Here is a 15,949-nt window from a genome sequence, read left to right as displayed (position 1 = left end):
GCGACAAAGGGATGAAAACAATGACCGCCTCTCGGCGGTCACGGTGTTTTCTTTGGGAAATATTACATAGAAAAGCAGTGCCGCCTGTTAGAAGCAGCACCACCAGTAGTCGTGATTGAAGATGGCCATATTCATGGCAAATCAAGCTACGCCTGTTTGATCACTTCTGCAAGGGCACGACCAGCATGTCGCAGGGCACGGTATTCATCAGCTGGCGTGCGCTGGATGTCAGCAGGCTCCAGAAGCTCTGGCGGTGGCCGCACACCAGCAGGTCGATCTGGTAGTCCTTGACCGCCTGGTTGACCCGTTCGCTCAGGTCGCCGCAGATCACCAGCTTCTTCTCGATGGGGTAGTCCACCGAGGCTAGGAAGGTCTCCAGCTTCTCCTTCGCTTCGGCGATCACCTGATCCTGCACGTTGTCGATGTCGATATCGATCATCTCGGTGTAGAGATCCTTGAGGTCCACATCGACATGGATCACCGACAGCTTGGCGCCGTTGGAGCGGGCCCGGTCGACCGCCTTCTCGATCACCTTGCGGTTATCTTCCGACAGGTCGATCGCGGCCAGTACGTGTTTGTAATAGGTACCGTTCATGGGAGTTCTCCTCACTGATCCTGGGTCCACTATACCAATGTCTGCTGAAACTAAAACGACGGCGGTACCACAGTTTCAGGATTTGCATGGACCCTGTACACCCGGGTTGCCGTATCCGATGAAAAGGTAGTGCATATTTTGAGCGGGAGTTTGAAGCCGATCACAGCCCCTCTCTTGCTCCGGGGAAGGGAGGGGCATAGGATGTGCCCGTGTTTCGCAATGAGCACAACACAACAAAAAGCATCTGAATACCGCTTTGGGGAGCCTGGTGCTCCCTTTTGTTTTTCCGCCCCTTTCCTGCCCATATTCCCTCCGGCATCAAGGTAATCCAGTGCACCTTGGTTATGCTGTAGCCAGTTCCCTTGATGATGCCGCAGCGCGCGTTGTACCCCACCTTCAGGTTGGACGTGGATGCTCCTGCAGTGGCACTCCTTTTATCGTATTGATGCTTTGGAGCGTGTTTCATGATCATTCACCCCCAGATCCAGGGTTGCGTCGCCCGCAACTGTCACCCCCTCGGCTGCCGGGCCGCCGTGCAGCAGCAGATCGCCAGCGTCAGGGCCGCAGGCCCCTTCAACGGGCCCAAACGGGTGCTGGTGCTGGGGGCTTCGTCCGGCTTCGGGCTGGCGTCGCGTATCGCGCTCACCTTCGGCGCCGGTGCGGACACCCTGGGCGTGTCGTTCGAGCGGGGTCCCTCCGACAAGGGGCTTGGCAGCGCCGGCTGGTACAACAACATCTGGTTCCGTCAGGCGGCGGAGCAGGCCGGGCGCATCGCCATCAATCTCATCGGGGATGCTTTCTCCGACACCCTGCGCCAGCAGGCCATCGAGACCATTCGCCAGCAGTTGGGGCAGGTGGATCTGGTGATCTACTCGCTGGCGAGCGGCATCCGGGTGCTGCCGGACGGCACCCAGGTGCGCTCCGTGCTCAAGACCACGGGCCAGCCGTTCAGCGGCTGGGGACTGGATCTGGAGCGCGATACCCTGGTGCAGCAGTCACTGGCAACCGCCACCCCGGAGGAGATCCGCGATACCGTCACCGTGATGGGAGGGGAGGACTGGCAACTCTGGCTGCAGGCGTTGCAGCAGGCGGACTGCCTGGCCACCGGCGCCCAGACAGTGGCCTACTCCTATATCGGGCCCGAATCCACCTATCCCCTCTACCGTGACGGTACCATTGGCTATGCCAAGGAACATCTGCACGCCACCGCCGAGACCATCAACCTGCAACTGGCACACATCGGCGGTCACGCCTGGGTGTCGGTGTGCAAGGCACTGGTGACCAAGGCGAGCGCCTATATTCCGGTGCTGCCGGTCTACCTTGGTCTGCTGATGGGGGTGATGAAGGAGCGCGGAGTGCACGAAGGCTGCATCGAGCAGATGCAGCGGCTGTTCGCCGCCAAGATGTATGGCCCGCAAGGGGTGGTGGCCGATGGCAACCGGTTGATCCGCATGGATGACCACGAGCTGGACCCGGCCGTGCAGGCCGCCGTCTCGGCGCTCTGGCCCAAGGTGACGCCGGACAACTTCCACGCCCTGGGGGATTTTGCCGGTCTGCGTCGGGACTTCATGCAGCTCAACGGCTTCGAGCTGCCGGGAGTGGACTACGGGGAGCCGGTGGATGTGTCGTCCCTGACCGAGCTGGTTCCCTGATCACTGCATGGGGCTGTGAGGCCCCGGATCAGGCGACGTTGCAGGCGAGTTCGTTCCCGTCGCCGGGGTGCTGTGCCAGGACAGTCTGATTGCGCCCCTGACGTTTCGCCTGATACATGGCCATGTCGGCCCTGTGGATGAGCTGGTCCAGGTGCTCATCATCCGGTGAACGCTCCGCGACCCCGATGCTGACGGTCATGTGCGGGGCGGCGAGGTAGGCGACCCTGTGTCTCAGCTGCTCGGCGAGCTGCCAGCAGCTGGCTCCGTCCAGGGTCATGGCCACCAGAAACTCCTCTCCCCCCAGGCGCCCGAGCTGCTGCTGATCGGGCGCCCAGCTCTTGAGCTCCCTGGCCAGCTGGCGAATGGCCTCATCACCGGCCTGGTGGCCGTGCCTGTCGTTGATCTGCTTGAAGTGATCGATGTCGATGATGATCAGGGTCAGGGGCCCCCCCTGCTGCCACTGCTGCGCCAGCCGCTCCAGCAGGGCGCGCCGGTTGGGCAGCCCGGTCAGCTGGTCGAAGGTGGCGAGCGTGTAGAGATGGCGCGAGTTGCGGTGCAGCCTGCGGGTGGTGAGACCGAGCAGGATCAGGGCACCGGCCAGCAGCACCAGCAACAGCAGCTGGTAGTTGCGGGCGCTCTGTTGATAGAGCAGCTGCCGGCGCTTGTTCTCGTTCTCCAGTTGCAGTGCACGGTTGCTGGCCTCGCTGCGGGCCAGGTCCCGCTCGACCTGGAAGGCGGCGGCATGCTGGCTCAGGGTCTGGTTGAAGTGCTGCTTGTAGCTTTGCATGTAGCGGGCCATGGCGCCATAGGCCTCGGGGTAGCGCCCCAGATCGGCCAGCAGCCTGGCCTGCATCGCACGGCCATTCATGGAGAGAGGGCCGGACTGGGCCATCAGCAGTTGCAGGGCGAGCAGCTTCTCGCCGCGTCCCATCAGGGTTTTCGCCCTGATCTCGGCGAGGCGCGAGGCGGCCTGCGGGGTGCCGAGCCCGTCGTAGATGGCCTGTGCCTCTTCCAGGCTCAGCCAGGCGGCCCGCCACTCCCCTTGCGCGTTGAACACCATGGCCTGGTAGCCAAGCACAATGGCACGGTAGCGGGGAGAGAGCCCCGGGGTGGCGAGCAGGGCATCGAGCAGCTGGTTCGCCCTGGCAGGGTGCGCCATGTCGATGTAAAGCCTGGCCATGTTGGCCCGGATGATGGCCTGGCTGTTGGGGTCGTTGAGCCCCGTCATCTGCTCGAGGGCATCCTGATAGTAACGCTCGGCCTCCCGGTGGAGGCTGAGATCGGCGTAGAGGTTGCCGAGGGTCATCAGCAGGCGACCGCACTGCAGGGTGCCGAGCTGGGTGACGGGCTCCTGCTGTTTCTGCTGGAGAGCGGTCTTGAGCTCGAGGATCGCCTCCTTCATCTGCTGGGCACGGTAGAAGGCGAGGCCGTTGAGGGCGTGCCATTCCGATGCCTGCGCCGGGTGATCCCTGACCGCGGGCCAGAGCTGGGTCAGCAGGCCGAGGGCGCGCTCCGGCGTCTCTGCCTCCAGGGTCAGGGCGATCTGTTGCAGGCGGAAGTCGAGCAGGCGCAGGGATGCTTGCCGGGCGCTGGCCAGCCCGCGGGCACGAGCATTGTCGAGCAGGGCCTGGGGGTAGCGTCCCAGCGCGGCCTGGGCCAGGGCTCTGGCGTAAAACAGCTCCATGTCCTGCCGCGGGCTGGCATCGAGGCGCTGCAGATAGCCGACGGGATCCCGCGCCGCCTGCAGTTCAGCCTCGTCGAGCAAGGAGGGAGCGGCCTGCAGCTGGGTTATCCAGAGCAGCGCCAGTGCCATTATGAATCTCATTGAATCCTTTCCCTGACCACTGGCGCCATCATAATGGCTGACGTTACCTACACCATGTTTCTTTGCTTCTCTATAGCCGTATGGGGGTCAGGATGAGGCGAAAAGCCGCCCCGACTGCGCGGTTCTACGACGGTATCTGGTTGCGTCTGGCTGCAACAGTGGCGACAATCGTGGGCAAATCACAGTGGAGAATCATCATGTTGGCCAAAGCCATGATCGAGAAGTTGAACGAGCAGATTAATCTGGAATTCTATTCTTCCAACCTCTACCTGCAGATGAGTGCCTGGTGCGAGGACAAGGGCTTCGAGGGTGCCGCCACCTTCCTGCGCCAGCACGCGGTGGAAGAGCGCCAGCACATGGAGCGCCTGTTCACCTACGTGAGCGAGACCGGTGCCATGCCGGTGCTGGGGGCGATCGAGGCACCTCCCCACGAGTTCCAGTCCCTGGGGGAGATCTTCCGCACCACCCTGGAGCACGAGTACCACATCACCAAGTGCATCAACGGCCTGGCCCACGTCGCCTTCACCACCCAGGACTACTCCACTTTCAACTTCCTGCAGTGGTACGTGGCCGAGCAGCACGAAGAGGAGAAGCTGTTCAAGAGCATCGTCGACCGCCTGAGCCTGGTGGGTGAGGATGGCAAGGGTCTCTACTTCATCGACAAGGAGCTGGCCGAACTGGCCAAGGGCGCCCCTGCCAGCATCATGGACGGCAACGCCTGATAGTCGTGGACACTTAGTGTTCAGCCAGTACAATGACGGCCCCTTGCAAAGGGGCCGTTTTTTATTGGAAAAGCGATGAAACCGCGGCGGTGGTTTCTGCCGGGTACAATGACGGTCCTTCGTACAGGGGCCGTTTTTCTTTTGATGGGTGGGTGATGATGAAGCAGTTTGATGTGGTGGTGATCGGTGCCGGAGCGGCCGGGTTGATGTGTGCGGCCCAGGCGGGCTACCGGGGCCGTTCCGTGCTGGTGCTGGACAACGCCAAGAAGCCGGGCCGCAAGATCCTCATCAGCGGCGGTGGCCGCTGCAACTTCACCAACCATCAGGCCGGGCCCCATGCCTTCCTCTCGGCGAACCCCCACTTCTGCAAGTCGGCGCTGGCGCGCTACACCCAGCAGGACTTCATCGATCTGGTGGACAGGCACGGCCTGAGCTATCACGAGAAGACGCTGGGTCAGCTGTTCTGCGACGAGAGCGCCAAGGATATCGTCGACATTCTGCTGACCGAGTGCGACTGGGCTGGCGTGACCCTGCAGTTCCAGACCGAGATCCTCTCCGTCAGCAAGGGCGATGAGGGCTTCGTGCTCGACACCAGCAAGGGGGGGATCGCCTGCCACTCCCTGGTGGTGGCCACCGGCGGCCTCTCCATGCCGAAACTCGGCGCCACCCCCTATGGCTTCAAGCTGGCGGAGCAGTTCGGCCTCACCGTGCTGCCCACCCGCGCCGGCCTGGTGCCATTTACCCTGCATCAGGCCGACAAGGAGGCCTTCGCGGATCTGGCCGGGGTCAGCCTGCCGGTGGCGGTGACCGCCGAGGACGGCACCCGCTTCAAGGAGGCCATGCTGTTCACCCATCGCGGCCTCTCCGGCCCCGCCATCCTGCAGATCTCCTCCTTCTGGCTGGCGGGGGAGAAAATCCACATCAACCTGCTGCCGGAGCTGGACATCCCGGCGGCCCTCAGGGAGTGGGTCCAGGCCCATCCGGCCCAGGAGCTCAAGACCGTGCTGGGGCGCGAGCTGCCCAAGCGCTTCGTCGACAAGCTGGTGGAGCTGGGCCTGCTGATTAACAAGCCGATGCGCCAGTACAACGAGCGGGAGCTGGAGGCGGTCGCCACCCTGCTGGGGGATTGGCAGATCCTGCCCAACGGCACCGAGGGGTATCGCACCGCCGAGGTGACCCTGGGTGGGGTGGACACCCACGAGCTCTCCTCCAAGACCATGGAGGCGCGCAAGGTGGCTGGTCTCTACTTCATCGGCGAGGTGGTGGACGTGACCGGCTGGCTCGGCGGCTACAACTTCCAGTGGGCCTGGTCCTCCGGTTGGGTAGCCGGCCAGTACTGCTGATGGAGGTTGCCCCTGTCCGATGAGCGGGCTCGGCAGTGACAACTTCCAGTGGGGTTTTAGTCCCGGCGGGCTGGGGGGCCAGTATTGCTGAGGTCCCCTCGTGCTCATCCACTTCAGACGCGGCCTGCTCAGGCCGCGTTTTTTATGGTTGGTCGCTCCGACCGTCGATGCGGGCTGTCGCTTTGTCCCTAGTCCTTTCTGAGGTTGGGCAGGCAGGCGGTCAGCAGGCCGATGAGGGGCAGGTAGGCGCAGACCTGGTACACGGTTTCGATGCTGGTGGCATCCGCCAGCTGGCCCAGCAGGGCGGCGCCTATGCCCCCCATGCCGAAGGCGAAGCCGAAGAAGAGGCCGGAGATGGTGCCGACCTTGCCGGGGACCAGATCCTGGGCGTAGACCAGGATGGCGGAGAAGGCCGACGCCAGGATGAGGCCGATGATGACCGAGAGCACCGAGGTCCAGAACAGATCGGCATGGGGCAGCAGCAGGGTGAAGGGGGCGACGCCGAGGATGGAGATCCAGATCACCTGCTTGCGGCCGATGCGGTCGCCGATCGGCCCGCCGAGCACGGTACCCGCCGCGACGGCAAACAGGAAGGCGAACAGATGGAGCTGGGCGCTGTCCAGGGAGAGGCTGAACTTGTCCATCAGGTAGAAGGTGTAATAGCTGCTGAGGCTGGCCATGTAGAAGAACTTGGAGAACATCAGCAGGCCCAGGATAGCCAGCGACCAGCCGATCTGGCGGCGACTCAGGCCGTTGCCGGCATGGGCCTTCATCCGCTTATGGAAGCTGGCGCCGTGATGGCTGGACCAGCGTCCGACGAAGCTGAGCACGATGACGCCGACCAGGGCGAACAGGGAGAACCAGGCCGCACTGCCCTGGCCCTGGGGCACTATGATGAGCGCGGCGAGCAGGGGGCCGATGGCCGAACCCAGGTTGCCGCCGATCTGGAACAGGGACTGGGCCAGGCCGGGCTGGTTGCCCGCCGCCATGCGGGCGACCCGGGAGGATTCCGGGTGGAAGACGGAGGAGCCCATGCCGATCAGCATGGCCGACAGCAGCACGGCGCCGAAGCTGTCCGCCTGGGAGAGGGAGAGCAGTCCCACCAGGGTGAACCCCATGCCAAGCGGCAGGGAGTAGGGCATGGGCCTGCGGTCGGTGTAGAGGCCGATCAGGGGTTGCAGCAGGGAGCCGGTGAACTGGTAGGTGAGGGTAATGAGCCCTATCTGGGTGAACGACAGGTCGAGGCCGAGCTTGAGCAGCGGGTAGATGGCCAGCAGCACCGACTGCATCATGTCGTTCAACAGGTGCGAGAAGCTGATGGCGGCGATCACCGGATAAGCGGTGGTATTCGGGTTGTCCACCGCAGGTGGGGCGGTGATCGGAGTGTCGGTACTCAAGGTCTTGTCCATGGCTGGGGTATCTGTGACGGCATGCTCCCTCTACCATGCCCTATCCCGGCGCATCTGGACATAACCAAAGTGGGCGAACGCCGAGCTGATCTTGAGCGGCGTTCAGGCCGTTCATCCTGAAAGTGTGTGGATGGCTGGTCAGATCTTGTGCTTGGCGCGGGGCGGATTAGTATAGAAAGCCTGCCGCCGTTATCCGGCTCATCGCCCGCCATGGAGGGAACATGTTCGAAAGCCTGGGTGTCATCAATGTCTGGACCTATCTGGTGGGGCTCTTCTTCATCATCATCGCGCCTGGGCCCAACTCCCTCTACGTGCTGCGTACCGGGGCGGTACGCGGCATCAGTGCCGGCTACAAGGCGGCCCTCGGCGTCTTCGTCGGGGATGCCATCCTGATCTTCTGCGCCTATCTGGGCATCGCCTCCCTCATCCGCACCACTCCCCTGCTGTTTACCCTGGTGCGCTACCTCGGCGCCCTCTACCTGCTCTACCTGGGGGTGAAGATCCTGCACGCGAACTTCATCGCCAAACAGGCCGGGCAGGCGTCGGCGGTGGATCCGGGGGAGCGTTACTTCAGCAAGGCCCTTACCCTGAGCCTCACCAACCCCAAAGCCATCCTGTTCTACGTCTCCTTCTTCGTGCAGTTCATCGACTTCAGCTATGCCCACACCTGGATCTCCTACCTGGTGCTGGCGGGCATGCTGGAGGCCATGAGCTTCGTCTACCTGACCCTGCTGATCTTCGGTGGTACCCTGATGGCCCGTTTCTTCCGTCAGCGCCAGACAGCGGCTCGCCTGGGCAATGGTCTCATCGGCCTTTTCTTTATGGGGTTTGCGGCCAGGCTGGCCACCCTCTCCTGAGGACGGTTGTTTTGTCAGGCCCCGCGCGCTGGCGCGGGGCTTTTTCGTTTCTGGGGCCGTGACTCGCCCTCTCTCCTTGATCCCGGTCAGCGGCGGCCGGGCTCACAATCCCTATAGTGGGCCCCCGTTCGTCGTGGCCCGGAGGTATGCATGCTCGAGAATCAGATGATGTTGTTGGCGGTGTTCGAGCGGGCGGCGCTGATGTTGATGACGCTCTTCCTGCTGACGCGCACCCGGCCCTTCCAGCGCCTGTTCCAGAAGCGGGATCACACCCCGGCCGAGCTGGTGCTGGTGGCCGCCATCTTCTGCCTGTTTGCGGTGTTCAGCACCTATACCGGCATCCCGGTGGAGGGGGCGCTTATCAACGTGCGGATCATCGCCATCATCTCCGGCGGCATCCTGTTCGGCCCCTGGGTCGGCATTCCGGCCGGGGTCATCTCGGGGCTGCACCGCTACCTCATCGACATGGACGGTCACACTTCCATTCCCTGTCTCATCGCCAGCATCATCGCCGGCCTGCTGGCGACCTGGCTGCACCTGCGCTGCCGCAAGTCGCGGCTCTGGCTCTACGGCATCCTGGCGGGCATGGCCTGCGAGGGGCTGACCATGCTGCTCATCTGGCAACTGACCGAGCCCCACGCAGTGGGGGTGGAGATTGTCAGCCACATCGCGTACCCGATGATCGCGGGCACCCTCTGCATCGGCCTCATCATCAAGCTGGTGCAGGACCTGGATGACGAGAAGGAGCTGATTGCCGCCAAGCAGGCCAAGCTGGCGCTCGACATCGCGAACAAGACGCTGCCGTTTTTCCAGAACATCGACCGTCACTCCCTCGGCCAGGTGTGCGGCATCATTCGCAGCGAGATCAGCGCCGATGCGGTGGCCATCACCGACACCCGCGACGTGCTGGCCTACGTGGGGGTCGGCAAGGGGTACTACGAGCTGGACGAGCACCACGCCATCAGCGCCATGACCCAGCGGGCGGTACTGCTGGACCAGATCATCATCAACAACGATCTGCGCCAGTACCACCTGGCCGACTTCCACTCGGTCATCATTATTCCGCTGCGGGAGAACGGCGCCGTCAGCGGTACCCTCAAGATCTACTACCGCCGCACCCACAGCATCACCAGCTCGTTGCGGGAGATGGCGGTGGGCCTCTCCCAGCTCATCTCCACCCAGATGGAGGTGTCGCGCATCGAGCAGCTCAAGGAGATGACCCGCAAGGCGGAGTTCACCGCGCTGCAGAGCAAGATCAACCCGCACTTCCTGTTCAACGCCCTCAACGCCATCTCGTCGCTGATCCGCATTCGTCCCCAGCAGGCGCGCCAGCTCATCGCCAACCTCGCGGACTACCTGCGTTACAACCTCAACAAGGGGGATACCCTCATCGACATCCAGGAGGAGCTGCAGCAGGTGCGCGATTACGTGGCCATCGAGCAGGCCCGCTTCGGCGACAAGCTGGAGGTGGTGTTCGAGGTGGACGACGTGCACATCCAGGTGCCGAGCCTGCTGTTGCAGCCCCTGGTGGAAAACGCCATCCTGCACGGCATCCAGCCGCGCAGTGCGCCGGGTCGGGTCACCATAGAGGTGAAACAGCTGGCGGGCGGTATCCGGGTGGCGGTGCGGGACACCGGCTACGGCATCAGCCAGGCGGTGATCGACGGGGTCGCCGCCGGTCGGGTGGAGAGCCGCAGCATCGGCCTGATGAACGTGCATCAGCGGGTCAAGCTGCTCTACGGCGACGGCCTGCACCTCAAGCGGCTGGAGCCGGGGACCGAAGTCTGTTTCTATCTGCCTGACCAGGAGGCAATGCCATGCTGAAAGCCATCATAGTGGAAGACGAATGTTTGATATGGGAGGAGCTGGCCTCTCCTGTGCTCCTTATGGGGGCAATGTCATGCTGAAAGCGATCATTGTGGAAGACGAATACCTGGCTCGTGAGGAGCTGGCCTATCTGGTGGGGCAGCACAGCACCATAGAGATAGTGGCGAGCTTCGAGGACGGGCTGGAGGCGTTCAAGTACCTGCAGGATCACGAGGTGGACGTGGTGTTTCTGGATATCCAGATCCCCGCCATCGACGGCCTGCTGCTGGCCAAGAATCTGCACAAGTCCAGCCACCCGCCCCACATCGTCTTCGTCACCGCCTACAAGGAGTTTGCGGTGGAGGCGTTCGAGCTGGAGGCATTCGACTACATCCTCAAACCCTACAACGAGCCGCGCCTCATCAGCCTGCTGCAAAAGCTCGAACTGGCGGGCAAGTCCCAGCCCCAGAGCGCGGAGTCAGGGACGCCACAGAACCGCACCGTCAACCTGGTGAAGGGGGAGCGCATCATCGTCACCCCCTGTGAGCAGATCTACTACGCGGAAGCCGACGAGAAGCTGACCCATGTCTACACCCGCACGGATCGCTATGTGATGACCATGACCCTCAGCGAGTTCGTCAGCCGGCTGCCGGCGGAGGGCTTCTTCCGCTGTCATCGCTCCTACTGTGTCAACATCAACAAGATCCGCGAGATAGTCCCCTGGTTCAACAGCACCTATCTCATCCGGCTCCATGATCTGCCGTTCGAGGTGCCGGTGAGTCGCAGCAACATCAAGGCGTTCCGTCAGCTGATGCGACTCTGATTGTCATTCATTCCCGCCGATCTGCATTTCATGCCGTAATCGGTCGGCGGGAGCGGCGTCTTGCCTATAGTGGCCTCAACTTCCTGAAGTCCACTTTCCGAGACGCATCATGACCAGAGAGATGAACCGCACCCGGTACCTGACCTTGATCGGTACCATCATCACCCAGTTCGCCCTGGGCTCCGTTTACACCTGGAGCCTGTTCAACGCCCAGCTCTCCGACAAGCTGGACGAGCCGGTCAGTCAGGTCGCCTTCGCCTTCGGCCTGCTCAGCCTGTCGCTTGCGGTCGCCTCCTCCCTGGCGGGCAAGCTGCAGGAGCGGTTCGGGGTGCGCAACGTCACCCTGGGGGCCGGCGTGCTGCTCGGCATCGGTTTCTTCCTCACCGCCCACGCCAGCAACCTGGCGATGCTCTACCTCTGCGCCGGCATCCTGGTGGGCTTTGCCGACGGTACCGGCTACCTGATGACCCTCTCCAACTGCGTGAAGTGGTTCCCGGAGCGCAAGGGGCTCATCTCCGCCTGCTCCATCGGCGCCTACGGCCTCGGCAGCCTGGGCTTCAAGTACATCAACCTGCTGCTGCTCTCCAGCAACGGCCTTGAGACCACCTTCCAGCTGTGGGGGCTGATCGCCATGTCCATGGTGCTGGTGGGCGGCATGCTGATGAAGGATGCGCCCAGGCAGGCCGCCGCCGTGCAGCAGAGCGAGAGCCGCGACTTCACCCTGGCCGAGGCGATGCGCAAGCCCCAGTACTGGATGCTGGCGCTGATGTTCCTCACCGCCTGCATGAGCGGTCTCTACGTCATCGGGGTGGCCAAGGACATCGGCGAGAAGATGGTGGGCCTGCCGGCCGTGGTCGCCGCCAACGCCGTCGCCATCATCGCCATGGCGAACCTGGGTGGCCGGCTGGTGCTGGGGATCCTTTCCGACAAGATGTCCCGCATCCGGGTCATCACCATCGCCCAGCTAATTACCCTGGCCGGGATGGCGCTGCTGCTGTTCGTGCCGCTCAACGCCAACCTCTTCTTCGTGGCGGTGGCCTGCGTGGCGTTCAGCTTCGGCGGCACCATCACCGTCTACCCTTCGCTGGTGAGTGACTTCTTCGGTCTCAACAACCTGACCAAGAACTACGGCGTCATCTATCTGGGCTTTGGCCTGGGCAGCATCATCGGCTCCATCGTCGCCTCCCTGTTCGGCGGCTTCATGGCGACATTCAACCTCATTCTGGTGTTGCTGGTGGTAGCCCTGGTGCTCTCCCTCACCATCCGCCTGCCGGCGCCGGTATCGGTCGAACGGGCCTGACTCTTCGTCTGAAGGCTGCACCATAAAAAAGACCCGGGCCAAGGCCCGGGTCTTTTCGTTGGTACCAGCGACGCTTAGCGCGGCGGCAGGCCCAGCAGGGCACGCAACTGGTGCGCGGTGGCCTCGACCGTCGGCCAGTCGCGGCCGGTGACGGTGACGTGGCCCATCTTGCGGCCGGGGCGGGCCTCGCCCTTGCCGTAGAGGTGCAGGTGCACCCCGGGCAGGGCCAGGGCGCCGGCCCAGTCCGGCGTGCCGTCTTGCCACAGATCCCCGAGCAGGTTCAGCAGGATGGCGGGCTGAACGTCAGCCTGCGCCGGCAGCGGCAGATCGCACAGAGCGCGCACCTGCAGCTCGAACTGGCTGCAGCCGGCGTTGTCGATGCTGGGATGACCCGAATTGTGGGGGCGGGGGGCCATCTCGTTGACCAGCAGCTTGCCGCCGACCAGGAAGAACTCCACCGTCAGCACGCCCACGTAGTCGAGGGCGGCGATGATGTGCTCGGCGATGCGTTGGGCCTCGACCTCCAGGGCGGGCACGTTGGCCGGGGAGCGGGTCTGATCCAGGATGCCGCCGCTGTGCCAGTTCTGCACCAGGGGCAGGGCGCTGATGGCACCGCTCGGGCTGCGCGCGAGCGTCAGGGCAAACTCCCCTTCCAGCGGCAGGCGCTTCTCCAGCACGCAGGGCACGCCGCTTGCGGCCAGGGCCGCCGGCAGTTCGCTGGCCTGGTGGATGGTCCACTGCCCCTTGCCGTCGTAGCCTTCGCGGGCGGTCTTGAGGATGGCGGGGAAGAGGTCGCTGGGCAGGGCCGGCAGCGGCTCGTGGGGCAGCAGGGTCAGGTTCGGCGCGACGGGTACGCCAGCGCGGGTCAGGAAGGCTTTCTCTTCCCGGCGATCCTGGCAGACGCGCACCGCGCTCGCTGCCGGGCGCACCGGCTTGTGCTGCTCCAGCAGGGCCAGGGAGGCCGCCGGCACGTTCTCGAATTCGCAGGTGATGGCGTCGCAGCGACGGGCCAGTTCGGCCAGGGCCTCGGCGTCGTCATAGGCGGCCACGATCTGGCCATCGGCGGCGGCACCGGCGATGCTGGCGGGATCCGGATCCAGCACGATGACCTGATAGCCGAGGCGGTGGGCGGACATCACGAAGTAGCGGCCGAGCTGACCGCCGCCGAGCATTCCGAGGGTGGCGGGGGGCAGTATCATGCCGGGTCCTCCAGCTCCAGGGCCAGCACCCGGTCGCGCTCCTTGGCGCGGAAGCCGTCGAGCTGCTGGTGGTAGCGGGGGGCGTCGCCGTCCTGGGCGACGGAGAGCAGGGAGACCGCGAACAGGCCGGCGTTGGCGGCACCCGCCTCGCCGATGGCGAAGGTGGCGACCGGTACGCCCTTGGGCATCTGCACGATGGAGAGCAGGGAGTCCATCCCCTTGAGCTGGCGGGTCGGGATGGGCACGCCCAGCACCGGAATGGTGGTCTTGGCGGCCAGCATGCCCGGCAGGTGGGCGGCACCGCCGGCGCCGGCGATGATGGCGCGCAGGCCGCGATCGCGGGCACTTGCTGCATATTCGAACAGGAGATCCGGGGTGCGATGGGCGGATACGACGCGCGCTTCATAGGGCACGCCGTGCTCCTTGAGGATGCGGGCGGCGGCCTGCATCACGGGCCAGTCAGAGTCGGAGCCCATTACCAGGCCGATCATAGGGGGGGTCGTCATTACGGCTTCCTCGGATGTCAAACGTTTGCCGCATGTTACCAAAAAGCCGCGGGATCTGGCTCAACATTTCTTGTGTCAGCCCCTTCCTGATGGTCATCGGTGGGTGCCTGAGTGGCGGAGGAGGATGTAAGTTGTGCCACTCGGCACCTTCAACCGGGAAAAAACGATGCTGGCAATCCAGATGGCTATACATCCAATCCGGCTCTGCCTATAATCCCCCCGCTTTGGCGCATCATGCTTAAAAGGGAATCCGGTGAAAATCCGGAGCTGGCGCGCAGCGGTAAGGGGGAGCGAAGCGACATCAGGGCACTGCCATCGGGTGGGAAGCCGTCGCCGTAGGTCATCAGCCCCCAAGCCCGAAGACCTGCCAAAGTTCGTATTTCGGGCCGAGAGAAACCGGCCACGAAGTAGATGCTTACGCGAACTTAAGGATCTCTCATGTCCAAGACATTATTGGCGGCTGCCCTGTTGCCAACGGCGGCCTTTGCCCAACAGATGACCATCCCCGTCAACCCCACCATGGTGGTGACCGCCAACCGGGTGGAACAACCTGCCAGCACCGTGCTCGCCCCCGTCATGGTGATAGAGCGCGCCGAGATCGAGGCTCGCCAGGTGCAGAGCCTGCCGGATCTGCTGAAGACCCTGCCAGGGGTACAGATCACGACGTTGGGTGGTCGCGGTCATGTCAGCAGTCTGTTTATCCGTGGCACCAACTCCAACCACTCCCTGGTGCTGATGAATGGTCGTCCCGTTGCCGCCATGGTGGCCGGCACACCGGATCTGAGCCAGATCCCCCTCGACAATATCGAGCGCATCGAATACATCCGCGGTCCCCGCGCCGCCGTCTATGGTGCCAATGCCATCGGTGGCGTCATCAACCTCATCTCCAAGACCTCGGCCAAGAACGGCAGCGAAACCCACCTGAAGGGCGGCGTGGGCAGCCATGGCTACGGCCAGGGTCAGGTGCGTACAGTGCAGGCCTTGGGCGAGCAGACCGACATGAACCTGCTGGTGGGCTATGAGCGCACCGATGGCTTCGACGTGGTCGCCGGTGCCCAGCAGCCGGATAGGGACGGTTTTGATAGCCTGAACGGCCAGTTCGGACTGAACCACGCGTTCAACGACGCCTGGAGCGCCGATTTCAACGCCCAGGGCTATGACAACCAGACCGAGATGGACGACCCCTACATGTCGTCGGATCAGAGCCGGGTGCAGGCTTTCCAGTACGATGGCGGTCTCAAGTATCAGAGCGGCGCCCTGAGCAGCCGGCTGGAGGCCAGCTACGGCGAGAACAAGCTGAAGAGCTGGTGGGAGAGCAATGGGGAGTCCAGTGCCGAGCCCATCCACACCGGTCTGACCCGTTTCTCCTGGATCAATAACTGGAGCGGTGTGGAAGGTTTGTCCCTGACCGGTGGTGCCGACTGGCAGCAGGAACAGATGAAGTCAGATTCCCGCAGCTATGGTCAGTCGTTCAATGCGCCAGATCGCGACAACACGGGCCTGTTCGCCGTGGCGAGCTACCGCTGGCAGGCGCTGCTGGGTGAATTGTCCGGTCGTACCGATGACAACGATCAATATGGCCGCAACAACACCTGGTCTGCGGCAGCAGGGCTGGACATTAATGAGAACCACAACATCCGGTTGAGTTATGGCACGGCCTTCAAGGCACCGACCTTCCTCGACCTCTATTACCCAGGTTATGAGAACCCGGATCTGAAGCCGGAAGAGAGCAAGAACCTGGAGCTGGACTTCTCCGGCCGTTACACCGCCTGGGACTGGTCAGTGAACCTCTATCGCAACGAGATCGAGAACCTGATCTCCTGCCAGAGCGCATTCTCCACCTGCAAACCGGGTAACACGGATGCCGAGATCCGGGGTGTGGAAGTGGCCCTTGGGCTGGAAACCGGCCCGC

Annotated in this window: 13 protein-coding genes and 1 riboswitch (1 of these 14 only partly in view); of the genes, 8 read left to right on the top strand and 5 right to left on the bottom strand. The window is 63.6% G+C overall.

Going from position 1 to position 15,949, the window contains the following annotated elements; genetic code table 11:
* Nucleotides 1-160: 160 nt before the first annotated feature.
* Entirely contained in the window at nucleotides 161-595 is a 435-nt protein-coding gene (locus I6L45_RS06065) for a universal stress protein (RefSeq protein ID WP_216983703.1), read from the bottom strand.
* Nucleotides 596-1,059: 464 nt separating this feature from the next.
* Between I6L45_RS06065 and fabV the strand changes: the two genes are divergently transcribed.
* Nucleotides 1,060-2,247, top strand: coding sequence for an enoyl-ACP reductase FabV (gene fabV, locus I6L45_RS06060; protein ID WP_216983702.1), 1,188 nt, complete (start codon nucleotides 1,060-1,062; stop codon nucleotides 2,245-2,247).
* A 28-nt stretch (nucleotides 2,248-2,275) separates the two neighbouring features.
* Here the strand turns inward: fabV and I6L45_RS06055 are convergent, their stop codons facing one another.
* Complete coding sequence (locus tag I6L45_RS06055) at nucleotides 2,276-4,060, bottom strand: GGDEF domain-containing protein (protein ID WP_216984180.1); 1,785 nt, start codon at nucleotides 4,058-4,060, stop codon at nucleotides 2,276-2,278.
* A gap of 209 nt (nucleotides 4,061-4,269) precedes the next feature.
* Here I6L45_RS06055 and ftnA point away from each other — a divergent pair, with 209 nt between their 5' ends.
* Together ftnA and I6L45_RS06045 are read left to right on the top strand one after the other, a co-directional pair.
* On the top strand, nucleotides 4,270-4,794 hold the full coding sequence (ftnA, locus tag I6L45_RS06050) for a non-heme ferritin (protein WP_043763665.1): 525 nt from the start codon (nucleotides 4,270-4,272) through the stop codon (nucleotides 4,792-4,794).
* A gap of 158 nt (nucleotides 4,795-4,952) precedes the next feature.
* Nucleotides 4,953-6,137 (top strand): NAD(P)/FAD-dependent oxidoreductase, encoded by a 1,185-nt coding sequence (locus tag I6L45_RS06045; RefSeq protein ID WP_210549706.1) that lies wholly within the window; start codon nucleotides 4,953-4,955, stop codon nucleotides 6,135-6,137.
* A 188-nt stretch (nucleotides 6,138-6,325) separates the two neighbouring features.
* Here I6L45_RS06045 and I6L45_RS06040 read toward each other — a convergent pair whose 3' ends face one another.
* Entirely contained in the window at nucleotides 6,326-7,546 is a 1,221-nt protein-coding gene (locus I6L45_RS06040) for an MFS transporter (RefSeq protein WP_216983701.1), read from the bottom strand.
* Between the two features lie 221 nt (nucleotides 7,547-7,767).
* On the opposite strand from I6L45_RS06040, the gene leuE reads away from it, so the two are divergent.
* The 4 genes from leuE to I6L45_RS06020 all read left to right on the top strand — a co-directional run bounded on the left by leuE (nucleotide 7,768) and on the right by I6L45_RS06020 (nucleotide 12,332).
* On the top strand, nucleotides 7,768-8,403 hold the full coding sequence (gene leuE, locus I6L45_RS06035; protein WP_134696371.1) for a leucine efflux protein LeuE: 636 nt from the start codon (nucleotides 7,768-7,770) through the stop codon (nucleotides 8,401-8,403).
* Between the two features lie 150 nt (nucleotides 8,404-8,553).
* Nucleotides 8,554-10,227, top strand: a complete 1,674-nt coding sequence (locus I6L45_RS06030; protein WP_216983700.1) for a sensor histidine kinase — start codon at nucleotides 8,554-8,556, stop codon at nucleotides 10,225-10,227.
* A gap of 76 nt (nucleotides 10,228-10,303) precedes the next feature.
* The gene (locus tag I6L45_RS06025) at nucleotides 10,304-11,032 is read left to right on the top strand and encodes a LytTR family DNA-binding domain-containing protein (protein ID WP_216983699.1); all 729 of its coding nucleotides are present in this window, start codon (nucleotides 10,304-10,306) and stop codon (nucleotides 11,030-11,032) included.
* 109 nt (nucleotides 11,033-11,141) lie between these two features.
* Nucleotides 11,142-12,332 (top strand): MFS transporter, encoded by a 1,191-nt coding sequence (locus I6L45_RS06020; RefSeq protein WP_216983698.1) that lies wholly within the window; start codon nucleotides 11,142-11,144, stop codon nucleotides 12,330-12,332.
* A gap of 74 nt (nucleotides 12,333-12,406) precedes the next feature.
* On the opposite strand, the gene I6L45_RS06015 is transcribed toward I6L45_RS06020, so the two are convergent.
* Entirely contained in the window at nucleotides 12,407-13,531 is a 1,125-nt protein-coding gene (locus I6L45_RS06015) for a 5-(carboxyamino)imidazole ribonucleotide synthase (protein ID WP_216983697.1), read from the bottom strand.
* Nucleotides 13,528-14,037 carry a 5-(carboxyamino)imidazole ribonucleotide mutase gene (purE, locus tag I6L45_RS06010; protein ID WP_134696368.1) on the bottom strand — a complete coding sequence of 170 codons (510 nt, stop codon included), beginning with the start codon at nucleotides 14,035-14,037 and terminating at the stop codon, nucleotides 13,528-13,530. Before purE ends, I6L45_RS06015 begins: the two co-directional genes overlap by 4 nt.
* A 208-nt stretch (nucleotides 14,038-14,245) precedes the next feature.
* A riboswitch (cobalamin riboswitch) is annotated at nucleotides 14,246-14,424 on the top strand.
* Between the two features lie 51 nt (nucleotides 14,425-14,475).
* Between purE and I6L45_RS06005 the strand changes: the two genes are divergently transcribed.
* Nucleotides 14,476-15,949, top strand: the 5' portion of a protein-coding gene (locus tag I6L45_RS06005; RefSeq protein WP_216983696.1) for a TonB-dependent receptor. The gene runs 365 nt beyond the window's last position; only the first 1,474 of its 1,839 coding nucleotides appear in the window; it begins with the start codon at nucleotides 14,476-14,478; the stop codon falls past the right edge of the window.

The organism is Aeromonas sp. FDAARGOS 1415 (genome assembly GCF_019048365.1).
Lineage (GTDB): Bacteria > Pseudomonadota > Gammaproteobacteria > Enterobacterales > Aeromonadaceae > Aeromonas > Aeromonas taiwanensis.
This window is presented reverse-complemented; position numbering and strand designations above follow the sequence as displayed.

Bases quoted from the DNA above. Each gene is read 5' to 3' on its own strand.
- I6L45_RS06065 (WP_216983703.1), bottom strand. From the start codon at position 595: ATGAACGGTACCTATTACAAACACGTACTGGCCGCGATCGACCTGTCG.
- fabV (WP_216983702.1), top strand. From the start codon at position 1,060: ATGATCATTCACCCCCAGATCCAGGGTTGCGTCGCCCGCAACTGTCAC.
- I6L45_RS06055 (WP_216984180.1), bottom strand. From the start codon at position 4,060: ATGGCACTGGCGCTGCTCTGGATAACCCAGCTGCAGGCCGCTCCCTCC.
- ftnA (WP_043763665.1), top strand. From the start codon at position 4,270: ATGTTGGCCAAAGCCATGATCGAGAAGTTGAACGAGCAGATTAATCTG.
- I6L45_RS06045 (WP_210549706.1), top strand. From the start codon at position 4,953: ATGAAGCAGTTTGATGTGGTGGTGATCGGTGCCGGAGCGGCCGGGTTG.
- I6L45_RS06040 (WP_216983701.1), bottom strand. From the start codon at position 7,546: ATGGACAAGACCTTGAGTACCGACACTCCGATCACCGCCCCACCTGCG.
- leuE (WP_134696371.1), top strand. From the start codon at position 7,768: ATGTTCGAAAGCCTGGGTGTCATCAATGTCTGGACCTATCTGGTGGGG.
- I6L45_RS06030 (WP_216983700.1), top strand. From the start codon at position 8,554: ATGCTCGAGAATCAGATGATGTTGTTGGCGGTGTTCGAGCGGGCGGCG.
- I6L45_RS06025 (WP_216983699.1), top strand. From the start codon at position 10,304: ATGCTGAAAGCGATCATTGTGGAAGACGAATACCTGGCTCGTGAGGAG.
- I6L45_RS06020 (WP_216983698.1), top strand. From the start codon at position 11,142: ATGACCAGAGAGATGAACCGCACCCGGTACCTGACCTTGATCGGTACC.
- I6L45_RS06015 (WP_216983697.1), bottom strand. From the start codon at position 13,531: ATGATACTGCCCCCCGCCACCCTCGGAATGCTCGGCGGCGGTCAGCTC.
- purE (WP_134696368.1), bottom strand. From the start codon at position 14,037: ATGACGACCCCCCCTATGATCGGCCTGGTAATGGGCTCCGACTCTGAC.